Origin of the sequence: Lysinibacillus fusiformis (assembly GCF_002845985.1) — a bacterium.
Taxonomy (GTDB): Bacteria; Bacillota; Bacilli; order Bacillales_A; family Planococcaceae; genus Lysinibacillus; species Lysinibacillus fusiformis_D.
In genome coordinates this window covers 133,600-154,131 of the sequence record NZ_PDFK01000003.1, presented here as the reverse complement: position 1 = coordinate 154,131, position 20,532 = coordinate 133,600, and the positions used below count along the sequence as shown (strand labels likewise).

General features: G+C 37.6%; 24 protein-coding genes. 4 read left to right on the top strand and 20 right to left on the bottom strand.

Translation table 11 applies throughout. The features are described from left to right. Window positions 1-507 precede the first annotated feature (507 nt). Window positions 508-1,677 carry a c-type cytochrome biogenesis protein CcsB gene (ccsB, locus tag CRI88_RS11480; RefSeq protein ID WP_058843189.1) on the bottom strand — a complete coding sequence of 390 codons (1,170 nt, stop codon included), beginning with the start codon at window positions 1,675-1,677 and terminating at the stop codon, window positions 508-510. A 526-nt stretch (window positions 1,678-2,203) separates the two neighbouring features. Here ccsB and CRI88_RS11475 point away from each other — a divergent pair. Next, window positions 2,204-2,941, top strand: coding sequence for a class I SAM-dependent DNA methyltransferase (locus tag CRI88_RS11475; RefSeq protein ID WP_036122460.1), 738 nt, complete (start codon window positions 2,204-2,206; stop codon window positions 2,939-2,941). Window positions 2,942-2,955: 14 nt separating this feature from the next. Here CRI88_RS11475 and CRI88_RS11470 read toward each other — a convergent pair whose 3' ends face one another. From CRI88_RS11470 to CRI88_RS11460, 3 genes are read right to left on the bottom strand one after another with little or no spacing between them, the layout of a single operon-like run. Further along, window positions 2,956-3,387, bottom strand: coding sequence for a GNAT family N-acetyltransferase (locus CRI88_RS11470; protein WP_036122463.1), 432 nt, complete (start codon window positions 3,385-3,387; stop codon window positions 2,956-2,958). After that, window positions 3,384-3,872, bottom strand: coding sequence for a GNAT family N-acetyltransferase (locus CRI88_RS11465; RefSeq protein WP_051891650.1), 489 nt, complete (start codon window positions 3,870-3,872; stop codon window positions 3,384-3,386). The genes CRI88_RS11470 and CRI88_RS11465 overlap by 4 nt, the downstream gene beginning before the upstream one ends. Continuing rightward, the gene (locus CRI88_RS11460; RefSeq protein WP_036122466.1) at window positions 3,869-4,456 is read right to left on the bottom strand and encodes an SMI1/KNR4 family protein; all 588 of its coding nucleotides are present in this window, start codon (window positions 4,454-4,456) and stop codon (window positions 3,869-3,871) included. Before CRI88_RS11460 ends, CRI88_RS11465 begins: the two co-directional genes overlap by 4 nt. 902 nt (window positions 4,457-5,358) lie before the next feature. Here CRI88_RS11460 and CRI88_RS11455 point away from each other — a divergent pair. Both CRI88_RS11455 and CRI88_RS11450 read left to right on the top strand, forming a co-directional pair. Beyond that, entirely contained in the window at window positions 5,359-5,529 is a 171-nt protein-coding gene (locus CRI88_RS11455; RefSeq protein WP_036122469.1) for an aspartyl-phosphate phosphatase Spo0E family protein, read from the top strand. Between the two features lie 174 nt (window positions 5,530-5,703). Beyond that, window positions 5,704-6,174 (top strand): hypothetical protein, encoded by a 471-nt coding sequence (locus tag CRI88_RS11450; RefSeq protein WP_058843184.1) that lies wholly within the window; start codon window positions 5,704-5,706, stop codon window positions 6,172-6,174. A gap of 129 nt (window positions 6,175-6,303) precedes the next feature. On the opposite strand, the gene thrS is transcribed toward CRI88_RS11450, so the two are convergent. The 10 genes from thrS to CRI88_RS11395 form a co-directional block, all read right to left on the bottom strand. Continuing rightward, a complete protein-coding gene (gene thrS, locus CRI88_RS11445; RefSeq protein ID WP_058843183.1) occupies window positions 6,304-8,220 on the bottom strand; it encodes a threonine--tRNA ligase in 1,917 nt (638 codons plus the stop codon). A gap of 768 nt (window positions 8,221-8,988) precedes the next feature. Further along, on the bottom strand, window positions 8,989-9,348 hold the full coding sequence (locus tag CRI88_RS11435; RefSeq protein ID WP_058843181.1) for a hypothetical protein: 360 nt from the start codon (window positions 9,346-9,348) through the stop codon (window positions 8,989-8,991). Between the two features lie 12 nt (window positions 9,349-9,360). Next, window positions 9,361-9,738 (bottom strand): hypothetical protein, encoded by a 378-nt coding sequence (locus CRI88_RS11430; RefSeq protein ID WP_231744949.1) that lies wholly within the window; start codon window positions 9,736-9,738, stop codon window positions 9,361-9,363. A gap of 40 nt (window positions 9,739-9,778) precedes the next feature. Then, window positions 9,779-9,928, bottom strand: coding sequence for a hypothetical protein (locus CRI88_RS22855; protein ID WP_231744948.1), 150 nt, complete (start codon window positions 9,926-9,928; stop codon window positions 9,779-9,781). A gap of 121 nt (window positions 9,929-10,049) precedes the next feature. Continuing rightward, complete coding sequence (locus CRI88_RS11425; RefSeq protein WP_058843180.1) at window positions 10,050-10,556, bottom strand: hypothetical protein; 507 nt, start codon at window positions 10,554-10,556, stop codon at window positions 10,050-10,052. A 134-nt stretch (window positions 10,557-10,690) separates the two neighbouring features. Then, the gene (locus tag CRI88_RS11420; RefSeq protein ID WP_058843179.1) at window positions 10,691-11,155 is read right to left on the bottom strand and encodes a hypothetical protein; all 465 of its coding nucleotides are present in this window, start codon (window positions 11,153-11,155) and stop codon (window positions 10,691-10,693) included. A 48-nt stretch (window positions 11,156-11,203) separates the two neighbouring features. Beyond that, window positions 11,204-11,689 (bottom strand): GNAT family N-acetyltransferase, encoded by a 486-nt coding sequence (locus CRI88_RS11415; protein ID WP_058843178.1) that lies wholly within the window; start codon window positions 11,687-11,689, stop codon window positions 11,204-11,206. A 15-nt stretch (window positions 11,690-11,704) separates the two neighbouring features. Then, a complete protein-coding gene (locus tag CRI88_RS11410) occupies window positions 11,705-12,052 on the bottom strand; it encodes a DUF3147 family protein (protein ID WP_036122492.1) in 348 nt (115 codons plus the stop codon). Beyond that, window positions 12,052-12,450 carry a MarR family winged helix-turn-helix transcriptional regulator gene (locus tag CRI88_RS11405; RefSeq protein WP_082673673.1) on the bottom strand — a complete coding sequence of 133 codons (399 nt, stop codon included), beginning with the start codon at window positions 12,448-12,450 and terminating at the stop codon, window positions 12,052-12,054. Before CRI88_RS11405 ends, CRI88_RS11410 begins: the two co-directional genes overlap by 1 nt. A 612-nt stretch (window positions 12,451-13,062) precedes the next feature. Beyond that, window positions 13,063-13,749, bottom strand: coding sequence for a class I SAM-dependent methyltransferase (locus CRI88_RS11395; RefSeq protein WP_257982895.1), 687 nt, complete (start codon window positions 13,747-13,749; stop codon window positions 13,063-13,065). Window positions 13,750-14,060: 311 nt separating this feature from the next. Here CRI88_RS11395 and CRI88_RS11390 point away from each other — a divergent pair, with 311 nt between their 5' ends. Beyond that, entirely contained in the window at window positions 14,061-14,714 is a 654-nt protein-coding gene (locus CRI88_RS11390; RefSeq protein ID WP_036122498.1) for a FusB/FusC family EF-G-binding protein, read from the top strand. Window positions 14,715-14,779: 65 nt separating this feature from the next. Here CRI88_RS11390 and CRI88_RS11385 read toward each other — a convergent pair whose 3' ends face one another. From CRI88_RS11385 to CRI88_RS11360, 6 genes are all read right to left on the bottom strand, one after another. Continuing rightward, window positions 14,780-15,799, bottom strand: a complete 1,020-nt coding sequence (locus CRI88_RS11385) for a Ger(x)C family spore germination protein (RefSeq protein ID WP_170832559.1) — start codon at window positions 15,797-15,799, stop codon at window positions 14,780-14,782. A 16-nt stretch (window positions 15,800-15,815) separates the two neighbouring features. Continuing rightward, a complete protein-coding gene (locus CRI88_RS11380) occupies window positions 15,816-16,907 on the bottom strand; it encodes a GerAB/ArcD/ProY family transporter (protein ID WP_058843117.1) in 1,092 nt (363 codons plus the stop codon). Next, the gene (locus CRI88_RS11375) at window positions 16,904-18,220 is read right to left on the bottom strand and encodes a spore germination protein (RefSeq protein WP_101966623.1); all 1,317 of its coding nucleotides are present in this window, start codon (window positions 18,218-18,220) and stop codon (window positions 16,904-16,906) included. The genes CRI88_RS11380 and CRI88_RS11375 overlap by 4 nt, the downstream gene beginning before the upstream one ends. Window positions 18,221-18,540: 320 nt before the next feature. After that, window positions 18,541-18,987 (bottom strand): HTH domain-containing protein, encoded by a 447-nt coding sequence (locus tag CRI88_RS11370; RefSeq protein ID WP_101966622.1) that lies wholly within the window; start codon window positions 18,985-18,987, stop codon window positions 18,541-18,543. A gap of 75 nt (window positions 18,988-19,062) precedes the next feature. Continuing rightward, window positions 19,063-19,356, bottom strand: coding sequence for a hypothetical protein (locus tag CRI88_RS11365; protein ID WP_231744946.1), 294 nt, complete (start codon window positions 19,354-19,356; stop codon window positions 19,063-19,065). A 172-nt stretch (window positions 19,357-19,528) separates the two neighbouring features. Then, on the bottom strand, window positions 19,529-20,422 hold the full coding sequence (locus tag CRI88_RS11360) for a TetR/AcrR family transcriptional regulator (RefSeq protein WP_058843115.1): 894 nt from the start codon (window positions 20,420-20,422) through the stop codon (window positions 19,529-19,531). Window positions 20,423-20,532: the final 110 nt, after the last annotated feature.

The window sequence follows — 20,532 nt, the reverse complement described above, 5'->3', positions numbered from 1 at the left end:
TGTCTCTTTTTTGTTTGTCTTATGATTGCACAGGTACAGACATTTCTCCCTGATGGGCAATTGGAAACTGCCTAGCAAACAGCACCGTATCTACGGCAGTGCCCTAAACAAAACGACAATGCCCAACCATGAAACCACCAGTTTATAAAATAAGCACTGTTCCACCAAAAGTGCCATTCACTGAACAACAAGCAAGAAATTATCCACTATGCCTCTTGAGCAGCCGATCTAATGGAACTGTCAACTCCACGGCAATAAAAAACAGCGGACATGACATATATAACTAACCATATTCAATTTTAGAAAATAGGACACGGTTCCCTCATTAGTCTATACTTTTGGAGCAGTTCTTCTAAGCGCTTTCATACACTTTGGAGTGGCTCTGGGTACTTGATACACTCTTTAGAGCGATTCCCTCATAACTAGGATCATTTCATTCCCACAACGAGAATCATGTCACCCAAAACCCCTCCATAAAATCACATGAAAGGCTCAGCTCACCCCTGCCTACGCATAAGAATGTAAGCCGGCAATCACTAAATTGACAAACACTTGGTTGAACACAATAATGCCGAAGCCGATAATGGCTAACCAAGCCGTTTTCTCCCCTTCCCAGCCTTTGGATAGGCGGAAATGAAGAAAGGCTGCGTAGAACAAAAATGTAATCAATGCCCAAACCTCTTTAGGGTCCCAGCCCCAATAGCGACTCCAGGCAATTTGGGCCCAGATCATGGCGAATAAAAGACCACCTAATGCAAATAATGGGAAGCCGATGACGACAGCGCGATAGGATATTTCGTCCATCAATTGTGGCTGTACACGGCTTGTCCATGGTTTTAATACGGCACTGATCGATTTTCTTGTAATCAATCGAATCACACCATATAAAATCGTGCCGACGATAAATGCCCAGACAATTGAATTTAATTTCTTGGCATCTATTTTATTCGTTATTTCTACTATGCCTATTCCTTCACCATTTTTTGTGACCGCACCCTTGTTAACAATCAAGGGCATCATGGAGTAGGTGGCTTTTTCTTGCTGTCCTTGTGAATTGTCAAATTGAACTTGCACCTCTTCTGCGGCAACGCTGAAAACCGTTGATACACCAATAAAGCCAATTACGACAACTAAACAATACAAGACAAATTCTAGACTATATGTACTGATGGATTTTTTGGAAACATCCAACGTTCTTAGTAAATAAATCAAACCTGTGGCAAAGGATACCGATAAAATGGCACTGGAAAAAGCTACCGTCATAACATGAATGGTTAACCAGTGACTTTGTAGGGATGGCACAAGCGGTGATACCTCTTTTGCGAAAACGCTTCCATAGCCAAGGATGATTAATGACACAGGAATGGTAAATAAGCCGACGACGAGCTGCTTATATAAAAAGTGGATAATCAAATAACTTCCTGTGAGCATAATGCCAAAGAATGTCATAAATTCATACATATTACTCACGGGTGCGTGGTCCACCGCCACCCACCTCACAACAAAGTACACAAGCTGTAAGGCAAAGGCTACAGAAGTGAGAAGCAGACCTAGCCTGCCGAACATTTTCCTCTTTGATTTGACAGCAAGCCCTAATGGCACAATTGCTATAAGCAAGAGAATAAAGGCAATAAATAAGGCATTGCTACTAATGGATAATAAGCTTTCTTGATTCAATCGAATCCCTCCAACGTCTCTATTTCGGAATTTGCTTCCAACTATTAAGAACGTTATAGATTGCAAGAAGTGTCATCTTTTCCCTTTAAATCATTTTTTTGAATTGTTACATTTTTATGACATTAAAGGAAAACAAATCTATCCATAGAAGGTATGAAATCAGCCTGTCATATGCTGGACTTCACTCCCATTCGCAAATGGACATTGGTGGATACTATAAACAGAAGTAGTGACTCGGTTGCTGCAAAGAATAGTGATAGTGAAGAAAAAAATGATGTAGGAAGCTTGGAGAAACTGCTCGACTTAGTTAGACTGGAAATCAATTAATTTTCATTAGTGCTCTCTAAAAAAATAAACCATCTAATTTGTAAATAGATGGGAATTAACTGTTATCAAAAAATGATATGTCTCTATCTACATCTTACAAAAAATTGTAATAAAAGTCTATATCTTTTTATTGCCACATGAGACAATTATAATGCGCACACTTGACATAACGTTATGTTTCACAAAATGGAGGTTATTAATGAAACAAAATATCTATGATAATCCTATTTTTTTCAACCAATACAAGGCTTTACGAGAAAAAACGTATAACTATAATGGTCTTTTGGAACAACCCACTATGAAGTCCTTACTACCACCATTAACGAATTTACAAATACTTGATATTGGCTGTGGTATGGGTGAATTCGCACAATATTGTCTGGAGCATCACGCTAAGCATGTGACAGCCTTAGACGTTTCGAGCAATATGTTAGCTATTGCCAAACAGAAGCATGCTCATCCACACATTGACTATCAGCTGCAAGCCATAGAGGATTATGAAGCGCCTTCAAATAGCTTTGATTGTATAACCAGCTCCCTTTCTCTTCATTATGTCCAAGATTTCGATAAGGTAATTAGTCAAATTGCGCAAATGCTTCGGCCAAATGGGGTATTTATTTTCTCTGTGGAGCATCCTATTGCTACGGCTCGTCACACTATGGAAGATAATTGGATTTATGACGAAAGCCATAACCGTTTGCATTACGCAGTGGATCATTACCATGAAGAGGGCTTACGTCAGCAAACATGGTTGGTGGATGGCGTTGTCAAATATCATCGCACGATAGCAACGATGATGAATACCTTAATTACGCACGGGTTATCCATTGACAAAATCGTTGAACCTATCCCAAGCAAAGAGGCCATTCAACAGCTTCCTTCTATTGAAAAGGAGCTACGCAGACCATCCTTTTTATTTATTAAAGTCAAAAAATAAACAAAAGCCTCACCCTATGCTTGTGGTGAGGCTTGTTTCATATAAATAATTTCTGGGTCTCCCTCATCCAAGTTGTCGATAACACCACTTTTGACAAAGCCTAAATTGTGAAAAAGTTGTTGCATCCGCTTATTGGACTGATTTGTAGAGGAGAAAACTTTTGACGTTTTAGCCATTTGCATATAAGCCTTCATTAAGGCAGACGCGACGCCTTTTCTACGCTCTGACGGCTTAACAATGACTAAGGAAATAAAGCTATAGCCAAAAAAGTCATTGGTGAATAGCAGAAACCCCGCAATATTATCGGTGGATTGGTATAGCAGACAGCGTTTCTCTTCGATTGCTTGCTGAATTTCTTCCGTTCTGGATGCATCTCCAATCACTTCTTGATCGATTGTGCAAAGTACTTGTAAATGCTCCATTCTTGCCTCTTTTATATGGCTCAATTTTGAGTCTCCTTCATATAATAGCTCATTACTTTTAGCTCCTCTCGAATCCCCTTTGCCTGTCTGCCTTCATCCACAAAACCACACCTCTTATAAAGTTTCTGAGCTGCTATATTTGGCACATTTACACCTAGTACTAGCTCATTGATATGTGGAAAATGCTTGCGAACAAAATCAGGTAATAATTGGAGTGCCCTCTTAGCATAGCCTTTGCCCTGCTCATAATAATCCGTAGAAAAGGAGCGAATTAACAACGCCTGTTCATTGGAGGAATAAGGCTTCACTCCTTCTTTTTCATGTAAGACAAAAAAAGTGACTAGCTTGTTACTGACCAGCGCTAAAATGGCATGTCGACTATTATCCTGCTTCGCAAGTTCAATGCTATCTTTTGGGGAATTTGTATAACGCAGCTGTTCTTCTGTTAGGGTGTATTGTTCTACTAAAGTTTGTGCTTTGTCCTCATGGAACATGAGCAGCATGGTCATTCGAATTCCTCCTCGTAAATAGCAGTGAATTCATAACCTCCCTCTACAAGTTGCTGTAAATAATCTTCAAAGGAAGCGGCAATTACCTCAAAACTATCAGGATCATGCACATAACGGACCACTTGCCCAACTTGTCCGCCTTCCTTTGGTGAAAAATCAATATACAGGCTAGAGGTTCCACCATTATTCATGCAATCAGCAAAGCATAAACGTTCATTTATCGGCACATGCATATTAATCTTGTCATTCACTTCGACATAATCTAAAAAATCTTGATAACGTTCATAAATCGTTTCACGCTTGTCATGATAGTCTGCCACGATTTGCTCCACTGACTTTAAATAATACGGATAATCCCCTAAATCAGAGCCTAGCACAAGGGCACAGATTGTTTCTTGACCATGCCGACAATAATAAGTACCATTGACATCCCGTAATAGCTCCAGCAATGATTGCGGGCAAAGCGGAAATATCTCTAGCAATGATTCAATATGGGCGTCAGTTGCACCATTTGCCTGTTGCAATTGTTGTTGTTCTTCTTCAGGTAAGTGCTGTAATAAATTTTTAAAATAAGTGGTACGCATGGTAATCCCTCTCTCTCGTAATCTATGACATATTTTAGCATAAACATTTACCATTCTCTAAACGCTACCTGCTATTATGTAAGTATTCATGAAGAAGGCATTGTGCCGATGAGTGCAAAAACGCAGTAGACGGGAAGTTACCAACACGAGGTTCTTCCACAAACTCGAACATTATTAGCAATATTTCCTCTGGTGAAAAGGTTTACTCTCCCATCATTTAGAAACCCATCATAGCGCTCCCTATTGTCCAAGGATACATCCGCTACACAGCTATATCTTCTGAATGCCATACACAATGATCGGTTCCTGTGAAGGCTCCTCTCTTTTACATACGGCTAGTAAACTTGAAAAAATACGATATAAACGTGTTTTTCACCATACTCCTCATCACCTCAAGCCTCTCATTTATTATTCCATTAATTTCAAAAATTCTCAACATTTCACCATACAAAATGAAATGTCCACATTTCTAAACAACATCAAAGGGAATTTGCTAAAATGTGACAAGATATGAATAACACGCTGAATTATCGGAAAATTCGATCTCTAACAGCAACTTTTTGCATAGTATAAAAGGTTTAAAGTTTCTCATTTTTTCTCTTAATACTTTCTAAATTACAGCAAGCTAAAAACCCCACCATTTTCCGCCGATAGGGTTTTAAGTCTCATATTCAATTCAATAAAGGGAGGAATTATTAGTATATTTTATCTATTATAGATAAATTTTTTCTTTAAAATCAAATAGGATGAAGGTTCTTATCTATGACTAAATTACGAATTTGAGAAATGATACACAATATGACATTTTTTTTAATATAAGTGATATACAATGAGAAAGTTGAATCGAGGTCATAAAAAATGTATTTCAAGAATATGGATAAAAAAATTAGGAGGAAAATATCTTGGTAAACTTATTACTTAAACAATTCTTGAAGGCGGAAATTGAGATCAAACGTAGAATTATGTATAAAAAAGCAAAGGATCTTGGTTTCACCCACCCTACCGTAGTAGATTACAGTCAAGAATTGGATGTCCTACTTAATAGATATTTAAAACAAGCACAAGCTTCCTAATCATAACGAGGCATATATATAGAAGAAAGAATAGATAGTGATAAAGCCAGACCAACTTTCTTTGGCTGGTTTTATCCAGGATGATACATGCATTCCCTCTAGCCAGCGTTTTTATGTATAGAGTAAGAAAAACTAGGCGATGTTTTTGATAAGAAAACATTTGGAGGTTGAACGATGCACGTATTTTTCTTAACTTTTATGGTTGTTTCCAAAATAATATTGCCACCTCAACATTCAGTAGACCATACAACACCCACACTTTGCACACCAACTGAAATAAACACACTATATCAATATCCAAACAACCAATTTCAATCGTTTCGTGATGAGGACGAATTTTATCAGCAGCTTAATCGTGCAATTTATGAGGAATATACCAATGCTTCATTGAATATTCGTCAAAAGATGGCTTTTAAAGATGTAGCAAATGCGACACAGAGCTTTTATTTACAAACAGATGGTAAACAGGAAACAATAGACCTCTCTCAACATACTTTTATTCATCCCAATCGACAAGTTTATTTTTTAGCATCCTTTCAGCACAATACCGATGAGACCTATCGCAAATTTCTTGTCATCGACGCTGAAACCCAGGAAATTTTACTGGGACATTCGCATTTTCAAGAAAGTACCAAGCACCTTTAATTCATTGTATGCACATCATGTAGATTCTAGTAGTCATTTCAAAAAATAGAAATAAATAATTTTAATAATTGAAAAGCTTGCTTCGAATGTTCTTCATTCAAAGCAAGCTTTCTTTTCTATAGCTGACTATTAAGATAAACTTTTTTGTTGGATGGCTGTCTTTATTTCATCTCGTAACTGCTGTAGTGTTTTGTCAGTGGAATCTTGCTGACCATGTCTACGTACAGCTACACTTTGATTGGCAACCTCTCGATCACCAATAACAATAATATACGGTATTTTTTGCAATTGGGCTTCGCGTATCTTTTTACCGAGCTTTTCTTGACGATCATCTAATTGCACACGAATTTGTTCCTGTTGTAAAGCTTCTACTACTTGCTTAGCATAAGCTTGATGCACGTCTGCTACACCAATCACTAGTACTTGCTGTGGTGCAAGCCAAGTCGGAAATGCTCCGCTGAAATGTTCAATTAAAATACCTAAGAAGCGGTCAATCGAGCCAAACACTGCCCGATGAATAACAACAGGTCTTACTTTTTCATTATTTTCATTAATATACGTTAAATCAAATTTCTCCGGTAGCTGGAAATCAAGCTGAACCGTTGCACACTGATGACTGCGCTGGATGGCATCCTTAATATGGATGTCAATCTTCGGTCCATAGAATGCCCCATCGCCCTCATTAATCGTATAGGCAATACCTAAATTCTTGAGGACATTTTCCAGTGCCCCCTCCGCTTGATCCCACAAAGCCAAATCACCCATATAATCATCTGGTCGTGTCGATAATTCAATCGTATACTCGAAGCCAAAGACGTTGTACACTTCATCAATAATGTTTAATGCCAAGGCAATTTCATCTTCAATTTGCTGTGGTGTTACGAAAATATGGGCATCATCCTGACAAAATGAACGTACACGTAATAGACCATTCAAGGCTCCACTAAATTCATGTCGGTGCACTTGCCCAAATTCCGCCATACGAATGGGTAAATCTCTATAAGAGTGTAAGGAATTTTTAAAAATCAGCATATGACCAGGGCAGTTCATAGGCTTTAAGGCAAAGCTCTGATCATCGACCTGTGTAAAATACATATTATCCTTATAGTGGTCCCAATGTCCCGACTGCTCCCAAAGACGTTGGTTCATCATCAGTGGAGTCCGTACTTCTCTATAGTCATACTTCGCTTGTAGATTGCGCAAATACGATTCCAGCTCATTGCGTAAAATTTGACCGTTTGCTAAATAAAAAGGCATGCCAGGTGCTTCCTCTGAAAACATAAATAACGATAGTTCTTTGCCTAGCTTGCGATGATTCCGTTTTTCCGCTTCCTCCAAAAATACAAAATGATTGTGCAATTCTTCTTTTGTGGCAAAAGCTACTCCATAAATACGCTGGAGCATTTGATTGTTGCTATCGCCACGCCAATACGCACCTGACACCTGCATTAATTTAAAGTGCTGCAACTTACCTGTGGCTGAAACATGAGGGCCGCGACATAAATCGTAAAACTCTCCTTGCTCATAAATCGTTACTGTCTCATTCGCAGGTATTGCCTCCAACAGTTCTAGCTTTAACGCATCATGCACAAATAATTGTTTGGCTTCTTGTCGTGACACTTCGCGCCTGTGAATCGGGACATTTTCCTGCACAATTTGTTTCATCTTTTTCTCAATTCGCTGCAAATCACTCGGTGTTAGCGTATCTGCAATCTCTATATCATAATAAAAACCATTTTCAATCACTGGTCCTACCCCAAATTGGGCATGGGGGTAAAGTCGTTTAATCGCCTGAGCTAATAGATGAGCTGTTGAATGGCGAATAACCTCGATCCCTTCCTTCGAGCTTGCATCGTACAATGAAATTTGAGCATCTGCTGTAATCGGGTGCGTCAAATCAACGATGGTTCCATTAACACTTCCTGCTACTGCCTTTTTGCGAAGCTCAGGACGAATAGCTTGCGCAATATCGGTTAGTGTCACGCCTTTTGTAAAAGTTTGCTGTTGACCATCTGGAAATTGAATGTGAATATCTTGATTTGACATGTTCTCTACTCCTTTTTTGTTATAAAATCATTTACGCCTCGGGGTAATTGTGTCCTGATTTTTTTCAAGCAAGCTCGAAAAGCTACTCTTCAAAATCTAGGACATCCGCCAGAGGCTTTTATCTTGATTCCGTTCCCCTTCGGAAAGGGCCTTCTATATCTGCCGCTATGCTTTCGATACAAAAAATATTTGCTGAATCAAAATAAAAAAAACACATAACCGCCCCTAAGAAGGGACGAGTATGTGTTATTACCCGTGGTTCCACCCAAATTCCCACTAGTTTATGTGCTAGTGGCTCATTGACTTTGCTGTAACGTAGCAAAAGACGGTGCAAGTTTCCAAGCACAGCTCCAAGGTAGTAAGATGGGATCACAACATTAGGAAGCTTGCAGCCAGTACTTCCCTCTCTGAAAATGGTTAATCGAATCTCTTATCCTTATCATTGCTTATTTCATTTTTGTATGAAATTGTTAATTACTATAACGAATCATGGATTTTTTGTCAAACATGAAAATAAAAAAATTTAGCGATTGTCTGACAATGGGGAGTCTGGTCGTTGGACGCAGTAGGTGCAATGCGGATCTTCACATGCCTCCTCAAGCCACTCATTACAGCTTGCACAAAAATAACTATCGAACGTGTCATCATAAATAATCTGACTTTGGCATGTGGTGCATTTTTTGTTTTTTTGAATAGATCCACTAATCTCCAATCCATTTATGATGACTACATCCTCGCGTTGTTCAATTCGCATATTTTTATTATCTCCTAATGATTTTTCACTTCTAAAGTCTCGCTATCAGATTGCCATTGCACATGAACCATTGGCTTTGTCTCTCGTTTAAAAATTTTCTCACTTTCTTTCTTTGTGAAGGAATAATAGCCATCTTTATTTAACTGAACATCGCTTAAACTTTGGGATTCTTTTGTCCCCTCAATCGTGATTTCTAAGGGTCCTAGATCATCATGATTCCCTAGATAAAATAAGCGTAAACCCTCATCACCATTACTGTGATAGATCGCTTTCCAATGCTCACTTTTGGCAATATAGTGCACCTCTTGCTCAGGGCTTTGACAGGCCGCTACTAGAATGACTACGATGACCAATGGAAAAAGCCATTTTTTCATTGAACATTCCTCCTAACCATGTATGGTGACAGCCCATCCTGTAGGTTTTTCCTCAAAAACATCTTCGTATTGTGTAAAAACAAAATCAAATCCTTGGATATCTTCTGGCAAGGGTGGTGTCACAATAAATGTACTGCTTTCATGCCCATTCGAGCCTCTTGTACCTCTAATTTGGCATTCATAGGACTCATCAATGAGTTGAATCGTTTGCTCTGGTTCTTGCTGCTCATCCCAATCAACTAATAACTGCACAATACTGGCATTTTCATATTGACGAATAGAAGAAAGCGTATACAATCGCCCTCCCTTTTCTACCGTTTGTAACACAGGGATATAGTGACGGAAGCCTGCTGGTTCTACTTTTGGATTATAGTATTTTTCTCTTCTCATTAAGTGAAAGAACATAGCTAAAAAAAGTGTGATCGAAACCCTATTGCTGTGCCCATTCCGAAATGATTTCATCTGAGGGAAAATCTGAGGTATGACTGCATACCTCTTTACGTTGCTGTAAAAGTGCATATATTTGCTCATCGATTGCGACTAGCTTTAAGTCATAGCTATTGCTTGAACATTTGGACATCCATATCCTCCTTCACCCTACAAGTCCTTCCTCTTTCTATACGATATTCCCACCATTTGGTTCCATAAACGGCCTAAATTTACTTTTAAGCACCAAAAAAGCTATCCAATAAATTGGATAGCTAATGGACCACCACATCATTGTGCCAGCTGGTTGAGTCTGCTAATTGATAGGTAACCATATTGGCAGTGACAGCTAGTACAACACCTGCTCTGGACATATGAGAAGGATTCGGCTTTTCCAGTACAAGGACAACATAGCCCTCTCCTCGACCTTGTTCATCAATAGCATTCATCGCATTGATTTCAAAGGTAGAATAAGACTGCTCGTTCGTTGCATAGAGAAGTTTTTCCTCACGATAAACACCATGCTCTTTTAAGTTATAGCTGACAGGCATCCACCCTTCAGACCACTCAATACTACCTATGATATCTCGTTTCCTTGTGACAAGACGGCCAATGGAATACGTAAAATATATTTTCATAATTGCTTGATTGTCTTCATTTCTCCCTTCACAGGTGGCTGTCACGTCAAGCATAATATCATTTTTTGAAAACTTTTTCCTAAACACTAAAGCCACAGTGATAACACAGATAAATAGTACTATACTACAAATGATAAATGCCATTAGGTCCCTCCTAGTATCACAATTGCTGTTACTATAAGATTACCATGATTTAGGAGGGATAGGTGCTTTTCATCAAACAATCTTAGGAATTGACACAGGCATAAAGGATAAGACAAAATTTGCTCTGCAATTGGTTATTTGTTTGCTTGTAGCTCGGCAGTTAGCGTAAAGGGTATTTTTAAATATTCATATTGAATCGTTATTTTCCTGATATCAGGAGCTTGGACTTGAACCGCATAATGCTGAGGCTCCTTGCCAATGGCTTGTGGATCTATGTATTGCCGAGGTAAAATCGTACGCTGTGATAACTTATGAAAGGATAGATGCTCATTTCCCTCTAGCTTAGTTTCCGCCTCGAATGGTTCTGACTTACTAATGACAAGCTCTGTACTCTCAGGAAGCCGGTCATTGACAAGTAGCTGTGTTAGCTTGATATCACGCAAGCCCTTATTCTCAAGTGCAATGATTTTGACTGCCTCATTCCCCTGCTTACTTGTATAGCTTTCGATGGCGAGTGGTGGATTACTTTTGAGATAAATCATAAAAACAGCTCCGACCACAAGCACACTCAGTACTAAAATAAATAGTATTTTTTTCATGCTTTCCCTCTCTTTCCTCATCCACAGTATAACAAAAAACAACCTGACTTATTGGAAGTCAAGTTGTTTTTGTAAACGTATTTCATCTCGTATCGGAATGCCGTCATCGCCGAGTAATGGGATAGAAGGCTTATAGACCCTCGCTTTTTCAACTGCATTACGCAGTATTTCTATTAAACAATACCCTCGTTTTTGATAGAACTTTAAGGCATGCAAATTATCATTTGTGGTAATTAAAGAAATGCTTGCACAGTTTTGTTCCACCGCTGTCTGTTCGACGGCTTTCACAAGAGCTGTCCCAATGCCTTTGCCCTCGACTGTACTATCTAATGAAATGATTTCACAGTCCCTTTCTCGTATAATGTAGGTGATCAAACCAATCATTGCTTGTTGCTCATTTACAAAAACAAAGCCATCTAATTCACTACAGTTATAGATACCACTGGAAATGACCATCTCGGTCGAACCCCAATGCTCCTGAAAAAATTGGTTTACCTCTTGTTTTGGCACTTGATGAATCGCCATAATTGTCATATAAAATTCCCCCTTTTACATTGAAATATGAAAAACACCTGCAATGGCCTTTTGTATGCTTAGGAACACAGCCCATGACAGCACACCGAGACCAATCGCGAGTACAATATGCATCGAGGATTTCATCGCCATATAAATAACAAAAAGCATACACATCGTTGCTGGTAAACCAACGATGACACCCACTGTAAAGCGCTGAATATGCTCACTTGGCTCACTTTGCACCGTTAGCCAAATAATACTTAAAATACTGACCAATGGTAATGCGGCAATAATTCCGCCATAGGTAGGAAACCTTCGTGCCACCTCTGTCACAATACCAATGATGGCTGCTGAGCTCAGGATTTTAAAAAATGTATACATTATTTTGCCACCTCACTTAGACGTCGAAATGCCTGGAGGATGGCTTGCTGTTCTTGTTCAGTTAGCTGATGAAGGGCTTGCTGTAGCTTAGCATCATCTAACTCCGAGTTTTTCTTCAGCACCTGTAGACCTTGTGCTGTTAAATGAAGTATCACTTTACGCTGATCGTCACGCCCCCGTTCTTTCGTCACCCAGCCATGACGCTCTAGCTTTTTCACATGCTCTGATGCTGTATTATGAGAAATATTTAATAATCCTGCAATATCACGCACCGTGACTTCCTCTTCCTTTTGAATCATCTGTAAAATACGTACGCTTTGATGGGAAATAACATCCTCATGTGTTGTATGTAGATGATAGAATATCGTTGTAAAATAGTCATTTATCTCTTTAATCATCATGCTAACTCCTTTGATATATCGCTTTATGCGATTATATCGTATAAAGCGATATATTAAAAGATAGCTTATTAAAGTTTATATTTTCAGATATTTCTTTTGAATAGATTGAGTGAGACACGCCTTCTCAGAAATAGTCTCTCTATTTTTTGTCCCCACCTATCTTTCTGCATATTTTGCTAAATAGGATGAAGAGGTAATTGTACACAAGCATTTTCCACAGTATCATTACTTTCTTCTGATTCTATTCTTTAGTAGGTGTCACCATTATGGTGTTAGCGCTACTACTAAGCCAATCTAAGTTTTGATTTTGTCAGGCATCATTACAGCCTTGCCCATTCTCATGCTTATTAATATGGGCATGCAAATGAAAAATGGGAAGGAAGATACCTTTCATATCATCTTACAAAACACCGTTTTTGGAGCGGTGGGTATGCTGTTATTTACTATGCTAGCCTTTCTCTTAACAAGCTGGTTTAAACCAAGCATTTTCTGTCATGAGCGCCCCCGCTGTCTATGCTATCTGGCAAATATATTTTGTCGATGTTTGCTTAACAGATAAAAGGAGCTATCCATTCGATAGCTCCTTTTATGTGGAGAAGAACTGTCATTTTATCTCGTAATAGCTTTTATCACAAAAACCCCACCACAATGCGATAGCGGATAAAATCTAAGCTGACAAATATCCTGTAACGAGGCTTTTAGCTCCTCATGGACAAAATAAAATTCATCATCATCCCAGTAACCTTTGCTGTCTTGACGGCATTGTTCCAGCTGCGCTCTTGTTTCAAAGGCAACATCGCCAATTAATATTTTACCAGTTGGCGTTAGCTGCCGTAGTAATTGTGTGATATACGTAATCTTCTGCTCATCTGTAAAATGATGAAGCGCATACGTACTAACAATGGCATCGTATGATTGCTGTAATAGCGCTGGTGGCAAGCCTTTCGTTAAGTCCCACTCGATTAAGTTGGCCTGTGGCATTTTTTCCTTCGCAATGGCGATCATATTGGATGAGAAATCGAGGCCATTGATGGCGTGCCCATGTTCATAAAGCTTCGCTGTTAATACACCTGTCCCAAAGCCAATATCTAAAACCGTGGAAGCAGGAACCTCCATTACTTCATTAAAAATTTTATTTAAAATCACTTTATAGCCTGCAAATGGATATTGATTATTTTCTTCACTTAGTTGCACGGTTTGATCATACCCGTCCGCCCATAAATCAAAGCCTTGTTTATTGAGTATCATAATGCCTCCTACAATTGATAAATTCTCCAAGTAAGCGTTGTTTTCCATGCAGTCATCTGTTTCATAAAAAGTCCCCCTCTGTCAACCAATTTAGACCATTATACCAATTTTCCACCTATCAAACAATTCAGAAAATAAGTAGAGCTTTAGCATTTATCAAAATGTCAAAAGATGTTATAATAATCGTAGTTTTCTTTCAAGGAGGAATCGACATGAACGCATTCACTTGTAATGCTTGCTCTAGAACGTCTTCTTTAGGTCAAAGAGGTCTAGATTAAGTTATACAAATAACCTAAAATTGAATGATCTCTTTAGGCCAAAAGTTTATAAAATAGCCTACTAAACAGGAGAGATTTCAAATGGAACAACAAACAATTCAGCCGTTTTTAACGGTCGCTAATTATCATTTACTAGAACAGCAATTAAATAAAATTTTACATGCTCTTACGACAACGAACGATAAAAACGTCATCCTAGCCGTTCGGGGCCTTGTGGATACAGAGGTAACGACAAAATTAGAGTTATCAGCAACGGAAACAAAGCTGATTGAACAACTTTTTGCTATAACAGATCGGGCGCAAGGGGATGCCTTTTTAGAACAATTAAAGCCATATGTCATCCCGTTCAAGCCAGTGACAGCCAGTACGCTTAAAACCTTATTTAAAAAGGAGAAAAAGCTAAAGCTACCAAATCTAGAAGCACTCGATTTCCAGCGAATTTGTTATCTTGCATGGGATGACCCTGGCACACATCGAAAATACGTTGTCCTTGATCAAAATGGACAGTTAGCAGGTATTAAAGGCACATTTGCCAACAGCACTGTACGCGGCATTTGCGCCATCTGTAATCGCCATGCAGATGTTGGCTTGTTTACTACCTCGATCAAAGGACAGGTCGTTGGCACATTTACCTCCCATAGCAATTACATTTGTGCGGATAGTAAGACGTGCAATGAACATGTTACAGATATGAATAAAACCGTCGAATTTTTTGAGCGCATTACGAAAAAATAGCGATTGATTAAGGGCAGAAGTGTTGTGCCAGCAACATTTCTGCCCTTCCTTATGCCACAAGATAGCTATGAGTCTACACTCACATTCACCTGAAAATCCACCTTCAAGTAAGGATAAAAGCCTTCTCTCCAGTTCCTTAGTTCTTGATAGGAGAGCTGATCACGAAAGAGTTGTCCAAATCCGAAAATCTCCACCCCATTTGCTTGGGCTTGTTCAAACATATCATAAAACCGTTTTTCCATAAGCTTTGTTAGCTCTTTCATAATTTGGTCATTTGACACATCTTTTTTTCTCTCTAAAATATCGATTTTTAATTTTAAATGACTTGCCACAACGGGTTTATTGTTCTTCAAAGAGGCTTTATTTTTAAGGGAACTGTTGACCACCATAATACTCGCTAAATCAAGGCTTTCGATTTTCCCCTTTGCATTCGCGTTTTGAAATAGCTTACTTAGCTGGCTTTCATCTGAATTAATTCTTGCCATTAATTCACCATTTTTCAACACCATAGAGCCTTCATAGACTAACACTGTATCATTTCCAGCACGAACAACTGGAACTGTAATATCTTTTGTATAAGAAAATAGACTTCGGTATACTTCCCAAATATGAATGCTTGTTATCTCAGGTGCCCACCCTGCCCCTTTGTTAAAGTAATTGTAAATGGAAGTCGCATTCACCCCTAATTTATCGTTAATGTTGGAAAGGACTTTGTCGATTTTATCATCAGTTATGGTTAACAATGCTCTCGAAGGGATTTCTTCCGAATCCATTAAAAATTTTATGAGCTCCCTTAATTCCGCTTGATCGGCCGCCAAGTTGCTTTGAATGACAATTAATTCTATATGGGAGTAATCCACTGCTTCTTCAGAGTTTGTACGAACTTCCCCTAGCACCTTTAAAACCGTATCTGCTTTGCCTGTTACAATTCTTGATACTTCATTTTCCTTTTGTGTAATGGGGATTTGCAGCGTCACATGATAGTCCTCATTCTCCTTAGCAATACCTATAACCAAAGGTAATAATCTTTTATCGATATCTTTCACATCCCAGCATCCGCCAAGAAAAGGTAATAGCAAAAACATACATATAATGAGCATGCTACAAGGATGATTTTCTTTCATCGTTCGTCACCTTTCTCTTTATCACAATGCCATAGATATATACCGTTACAGGGATCATAAGCATAAAATAAACTTGAGCCCCTCTATTCAACAAAATCAATGTATTTGTCCAAACTTGATTCGGAATAAATAATCCTGCAGTATATCCAATAAGTGAAAAGATCATAATCCACCATGCTGATTTTACGTGAAGCCTGCTGAATAATTTCTGCATAATTTGACTAATCATCCAAAGCATCACAGCATTAAAAATTAACATAAAGCCAATTGAAGAAATACCAAAGAACATCGTTTGGCGGTTAAAAGCTAGCCAACGAATATCAACTGAGTCCACCGCTACTACAAAGGGTAAGGACATGGTAACAACTGTTTCTTGTCCAAAAATAAAAAGTGGTATATAAACAAAGGCTAAGTAAACCATGATGACAGAAAACCAGGCTATAAAAATATCTCGAAATACCAATGGTTTTTTAGAAACCATAAATCCTAAAAATAAAAATGCTGAAAATCCAATGAGATAGTAAAAATGGATATCTAGTAAGAACTCAAACGATGAATTTCGTATTGGGAATCCATTATGAAAATCAAAATTTACTATGGAAGAGACAATGATAAACAGTATGAAAGGAGTAATCATAAAAAAAATAAATACGGAAGATCGCAATATTGTCCCTAAGCCTTTTGTTGCCGTATAAGCCGATATAAAATAAAGCAATAAGGCTATTGGCCAATGCGGTGTTCGTAATAAAAATAAAGAATTAATTACCTCTGTATAGGTACGGATATTAAGCGCAACAAGTACCGTTAAATTCAGGACAAATGGTAGCAGGATGATGAATGCAACCAACCGTCCCATTTTTAAATAAATATCAATAATATCTTGATTAGGAAAAAAATTCAAACCTTTAATGTAGAGTGAAATTAACATTAATTGCAATACACCCTGACACAAAATGACTAACCAATGCCCCGCATCTGTCAACGAATAGATGAGATCAGGGTAAAGCAGAAAACCAAAGCTTAAATGGATAATAAAAAAAACTATACCAATTTGAAACCTATGGGTCACTTAGTATCTCCTTCTCTTTTCAAGCGAAATGTCGTATACGGAATATTAAATGAAGTTAAACTCGCCAAATAAATGCCAGTAAGTGCTAAACCAGTAAATATACCAAGAATGCCGAAAATAGATGCTAAAATTAAAATAGGATATTTTAATAAACGAATGTATAACGAATTTTGAATACCTGCTACGACCGAGCTTGAAATAACAATGGCTGTAATGACAATTACTAATAAGGTACTGACTAATTTCGCTTCAACCATTGCTTGGCCTAATATAACGCCTCCTACCATTGAAATGGTCGGTCCAATACTTTTCGGCAGTCTTACAATCGCTTCTAATATTAAATCAATTAATACGACCATGATGATCGTTTCAAGCAAAGCAGGAACAGGAATCCCTTCTCTGCTTTTTGCCACAAATAATGCAAGATCAAATTTGAATATCTCAGGATTGACAGATACTAACGCGACATACAATGCAGGCAGAATGAGTGTCAGTATAGCGCCTACGACCCGAAGAACGCGAAGCATAACTGATAGCACATACGGGAAGTTTCGATCATTCACAATACTAAACATATCTGGCAATAGATGTGGAAAAACTAGGGCGAAAGGGTAATTGTCTAAGAAAAGGACAATTCTATTCTTTTTTAATGCATGAATGGCTTGTATCGGCACTTCTGTCGGGAAAAAATGACTAACAGGACTCCCTCTCCGAACACCAAAATACTTGTTCAAATCATCAATGGATTCAATATCCGTGTCAATTTCTTTTAACTGCTGATTGACTTTTTCAATAAGATCACTTGATGCTCTTCCATTGATATATAACATGGACAAATTACGTTTTTCTAGCTCGCCCACTTGAAAGGTACAATGAGAGAGCCTTGCCGTTTTTAGCCTTTTTCGAATAAGTCCAACATTTACATGAATCTCTTCAACAAATGCATCCATAGAAGCTTGAATAGGGCTTTCATTTTTCGGTTCTTCAATACTTCTTGTTAAATTGATGGAAATAGGATCAACTATCGCATTTTGGCGTCCTCCTTGAGATAAGACGATCAATTTCCCCTCCAAAACAGCATTGACAATTTGTTCAATATCCATATCAAGTTGATCACTAAGGTTTGTAAAAAGCTCTCCTACTGAGGCAGATGAAGCAGCCATTTGCCGAATGTATAGATTGGACTTGGCAAAATCAATCAATGTTTTAAATCCCATAAGATAGATGGTTGTTTGATCTATTAGCTCCTCCTCCACGAAAAAATCATCATGATCTGCAAACTTAGAGCTCAGTTCCATCATCATATTCTCCATTAGAGTACCCCACGATCAATCAAATTTTCTTTTATTTTGAGAGTTAAACGATATTTTTATACAAAAACTTATTTCTACATTCAATATACAGAAAGCGCCTATTAGGTCGGAAACAACAAAAAACCACTCTTCAAGGAGTGGTTGTCATCGCGAGACTAACGGTTAGGATTTCAATCTATAAATTCCTTAATATCATCCGCTAATCTGTATACAAAGTTTGTCTGTCAATACACCATTTTGCATTTCGTCATAATGAAATGGATAATAATATCCTTCTATATCTCTTCTGGCAATTCCCGTGTAAAGGCGATGTGGGCTTATTAGTTATGTAAAACAAAATGTAGCAGAATCACATTCACACATATTTTCAATTCTGCCTCTCTATCCATTACTTGTGCTTGTCTAAAATCGTTGAGTTCCTTTTCTTCTACATGAATTATTTTTGCGATACTTGCTGTTGAAAACATGTAATCCTTAACGAGATCATTCAAGAGCAATGTTGCTCTTTCTTTTGCATCAAAACCTTGAAAACCAAAACATAACTTGGCTAATTTATGCTCTATTATTTCCTGCTGGTCAGTCGTAATATTCCCCTTACCATTTAGCAAACTTTCCAGCTCATTTATCGGTAAATCAACTATTTTGGAAAGCTGAAGATGATTGAAATTAAATTTTCCAGCTACTTCTTGTAGTTGTTCTTTCAGGTAATCAAATCGGGATATATTCGTGATAAAAGATACTTCTGCCCTCTTCTTAAATTCTGGCATCGTCCTAACTCCTTTACTTTTAGTCATATCCATTATATACCACGTAAAAGTGGGGCAATGCATAAAATCAAGACGCTATTTAATCGAGAGCAACAGCGGAAGTATTAATAGAAAAATAGAGCCAGTAACTAAAATGTAAGTTATTTTTCTAGGTAGTTTTTGTTGCTTTGGGCCATCATAAAAACCTGAAAATTGTAGTTTATTACGATAGAGGACAAACAATAAAAAATATATGGCGATTCCTCCTAGCCAGCCTCCGTAAGTACCATCGACATTTATTCGTAAAGTAGTATAAATAAGCCTTACGCCTCCCCACAGCAAGCATCCAAAAATGAGAAAAATCAAAACAATTCTTATTAATTCTAACAATACTTTTATTGTGGTTAACCATAATCCCCTTACTTTCATCACGACCTTTCTACATAAAGCTGTAATGTAAAATGCAAATAATATTTCCTGAATTAGTAATTGCAACGCCCTATTAATTTGGCCATGGATAGACGAAAAAGACCAACTTTATGAGAAAAAGCTGGTCTGGTCATTATGCTTTGTTTGGACTTTTCATATAAAGCCAGCAAAGATTAGCGATTTCTTCCGCTTCATATTTATAAATTGTGTCAGAAAAAGAACTACGAAATGGTTGGATAATGAGTTCTAAAACGCTTATGCGCGGCTTTTCTCTACTCATTTCATCCAAAAGCAACGTCGTTAGTTCCGTTGATTTTGGATGAAGCTCAACCGTCGATATTTTTTTATAAAACAGTTCTAGTTTCTTTTGAATTTGATCGTTTGTGATCGGCTTGTACGCTGAATCCATTTCAAGCAAATACATATCATTTGGCTCTAATAATATTTCTCCACTCTCAATCATTTCTGGAAGAAAACTTTCTACATACTTTATCGATCTGTAGACTACCTTTTTTATATCAATTGTTGTCTTAGTTGCTAAATTCCAATAAAAGGATATATACTGGAACGTACCAAAAAATATGATTGCACACTCATAATAATAAGGCTTTCCATCCTCCCCATAAATATCATAAAATCTATTTTTTAGCCATGTGATTTCATAAAAACGGTGTTCAGCAAGAATTTTTTGCAACTCTTCATCATGCAAAAAAGAGATTTCTCGAAATAAAGGCATTAAGTTATATTTTTCTTTAATCCTTAAGGAAGCGATTAATTGTTCAACTAAAACTTCTATATCATCTATTTTCTTGCCGACTAGAATTTCCTCTTTTAAAACATTTCTTTCTAGACGATTTTGTTCGAGCACAGCTGAAAGACATTCATTTTTGGATGAAAAATAGTTATAAAATGTCCCCTTTGAAATATTGGCTTTATCTAAAATATCTTGAACTGATGTGTGCTGATACCCTTTTTCAGTAAATAATTGCAATGTTGCTTCGATGACCACTTGCTTACGATCTTTCATACATTTCTCCCATCTCAAAACACAATAACGAATATATTCCAATTATACTAGTAAAACAAAATTTCTCAAAATCTAGCATAAGCTCTAACATGAATGCTACTAGGAGACAA

Excerpts from the sequence above, each read along its gene's own strand:
- CRI88_RS11475 (WP_036122460.1), top strand. The coding sequence starts at position 2,204 with ATGAAACAAAATATCTATGATAATCCTATTTTTTTCAACCAATACAAG.
- CRI88_RS11465 (WP_051891650.1), bottom strand. The coding sequence starts at position 3,872 with ATGACCATGCTGCTCATGTTCCATGAGGACAAAGCACAAACTTTAGTA.
- CRI88_RS11460 (WP_036122466.1), bottom strand. The coding sequence starts at position 4,456 with ATGCGTACCACTTATTTTAAAAATTTATTACAGCACTTACCTGAAGAA.
- CRI88_RS11450 (WP_058843184.1), top strand. The coding sequence starts at position 5,704 with ATGCACGTATTTTTCTTAACTTTTATGGTTGTTTCCAAAATAATATTG.
- thrS (WP_058843183.1), bottom strand. The coding sequence starts at position 8,220 with ATGTCAAATCAAGATATTCACATTCAATTTCCAGATGGTCAACAGCAA.
- CRI88_RS11435 (WP_058843181.1), bottom strand. The coding sequence starts at position 9,348 with ATGAAAAAATGGCTTTTTCCATTGGTCATCGTAGTCATTCTAGTAGCG.
- CRI88_RS11430 (WP_231744949.1), bottom strand. The coding sequence starts at position 9,738 with ATGAGAAGAGAAAAATACTATAATCCAAAAGTAGAACCAGCAGGCTTC.
- CRI88_RS22855 (WP_231744948.1), bottom strand. The coding sequence starts at position 9,928 with ATGTCCAAATGTTCAAGCAATAGCTATGACTTAAAGCTAGTCGCAATC.
- CRI88_RS11425 (WP_058843180.1), bottom strand. The coding sequence starts at position 10,556 with ATGGCATTTATCATTTGTAGTATAGTACTATTTATCTGTGTTATCACT.
- CRI88_RS11420 (WP_058843179.1), bottom strand. The coding sequence starts at position 11,155 with ATGAAAAAAATACTATTTATTTTAGTACTGAGTGTGCTTGTGGTCGGA.
- CRI88_RS11415 (WP_058843178.1), bottom strand. The coding sequence starts at position 11,689 with ATGACAATTATGGCGATTCATCAAGTGCCAAAACAAGAGGTAAACCAA.
- CRI88_RS11410 (WP_036122492.1), bottom strand. The coding sequence starts at position 12,052 with ATGTATACATTTTTTAAAATCCTGAGCTCAGCAGCCATCATTGGTATT.
- CRI88_RS11405 (WP_082673673.1), bottom strand. The coding sequence starts at position 12,450 with ATGATTAAAGAGATAAATGACTATTTTACAACGATATTCTATCATCTA.
- CRI88_RS11395 (WP_257982895.1), bottom strand. The coding sequence starts at position 13,749 with ATGGAAAACAACGCTTACTTGGAGAATTTATCAATTGTAGGAGGCATT.
- CRI88_RS11390 (WP_036122498.1), top strand. The coding sequence starts at position 14,061 with ATGGAACAACAAACAATTCAGCCGTTTTTAACGGTCGCTAATTATCAT.
- CRI88_RS11385 (WP_170832559.1), bottom strand. The coding sequence starts at position 15,799 with ATGTTTTTGCTATTACCTTTTCTTGGCGGATGCTGGGATGTGAAAGAT.
- CRI88_RS11375 (WP_101966623.1), bottom strand. The coding sequence starts at position 18,220 with ATGGAGAATATGATGATGGAACTGAGCTCTAAGTTTGCAGATCATGAT.
- CRI88_RS11370 (WP_101966622.1), bottom strand. The coding sequence starts at position 18,987 with ATGCCAGAATTTAAGAAGAGGGCAGAAGTATCTTTTATCACGAATATA.
- CRI88_RS11360 (WP_058843115.1), bottom strand. The coding sequence starts at position 20,422 with ATGAAAGATCGTAAGCAAGTGGTCATCGAAGCAACATTGCAATTATTT.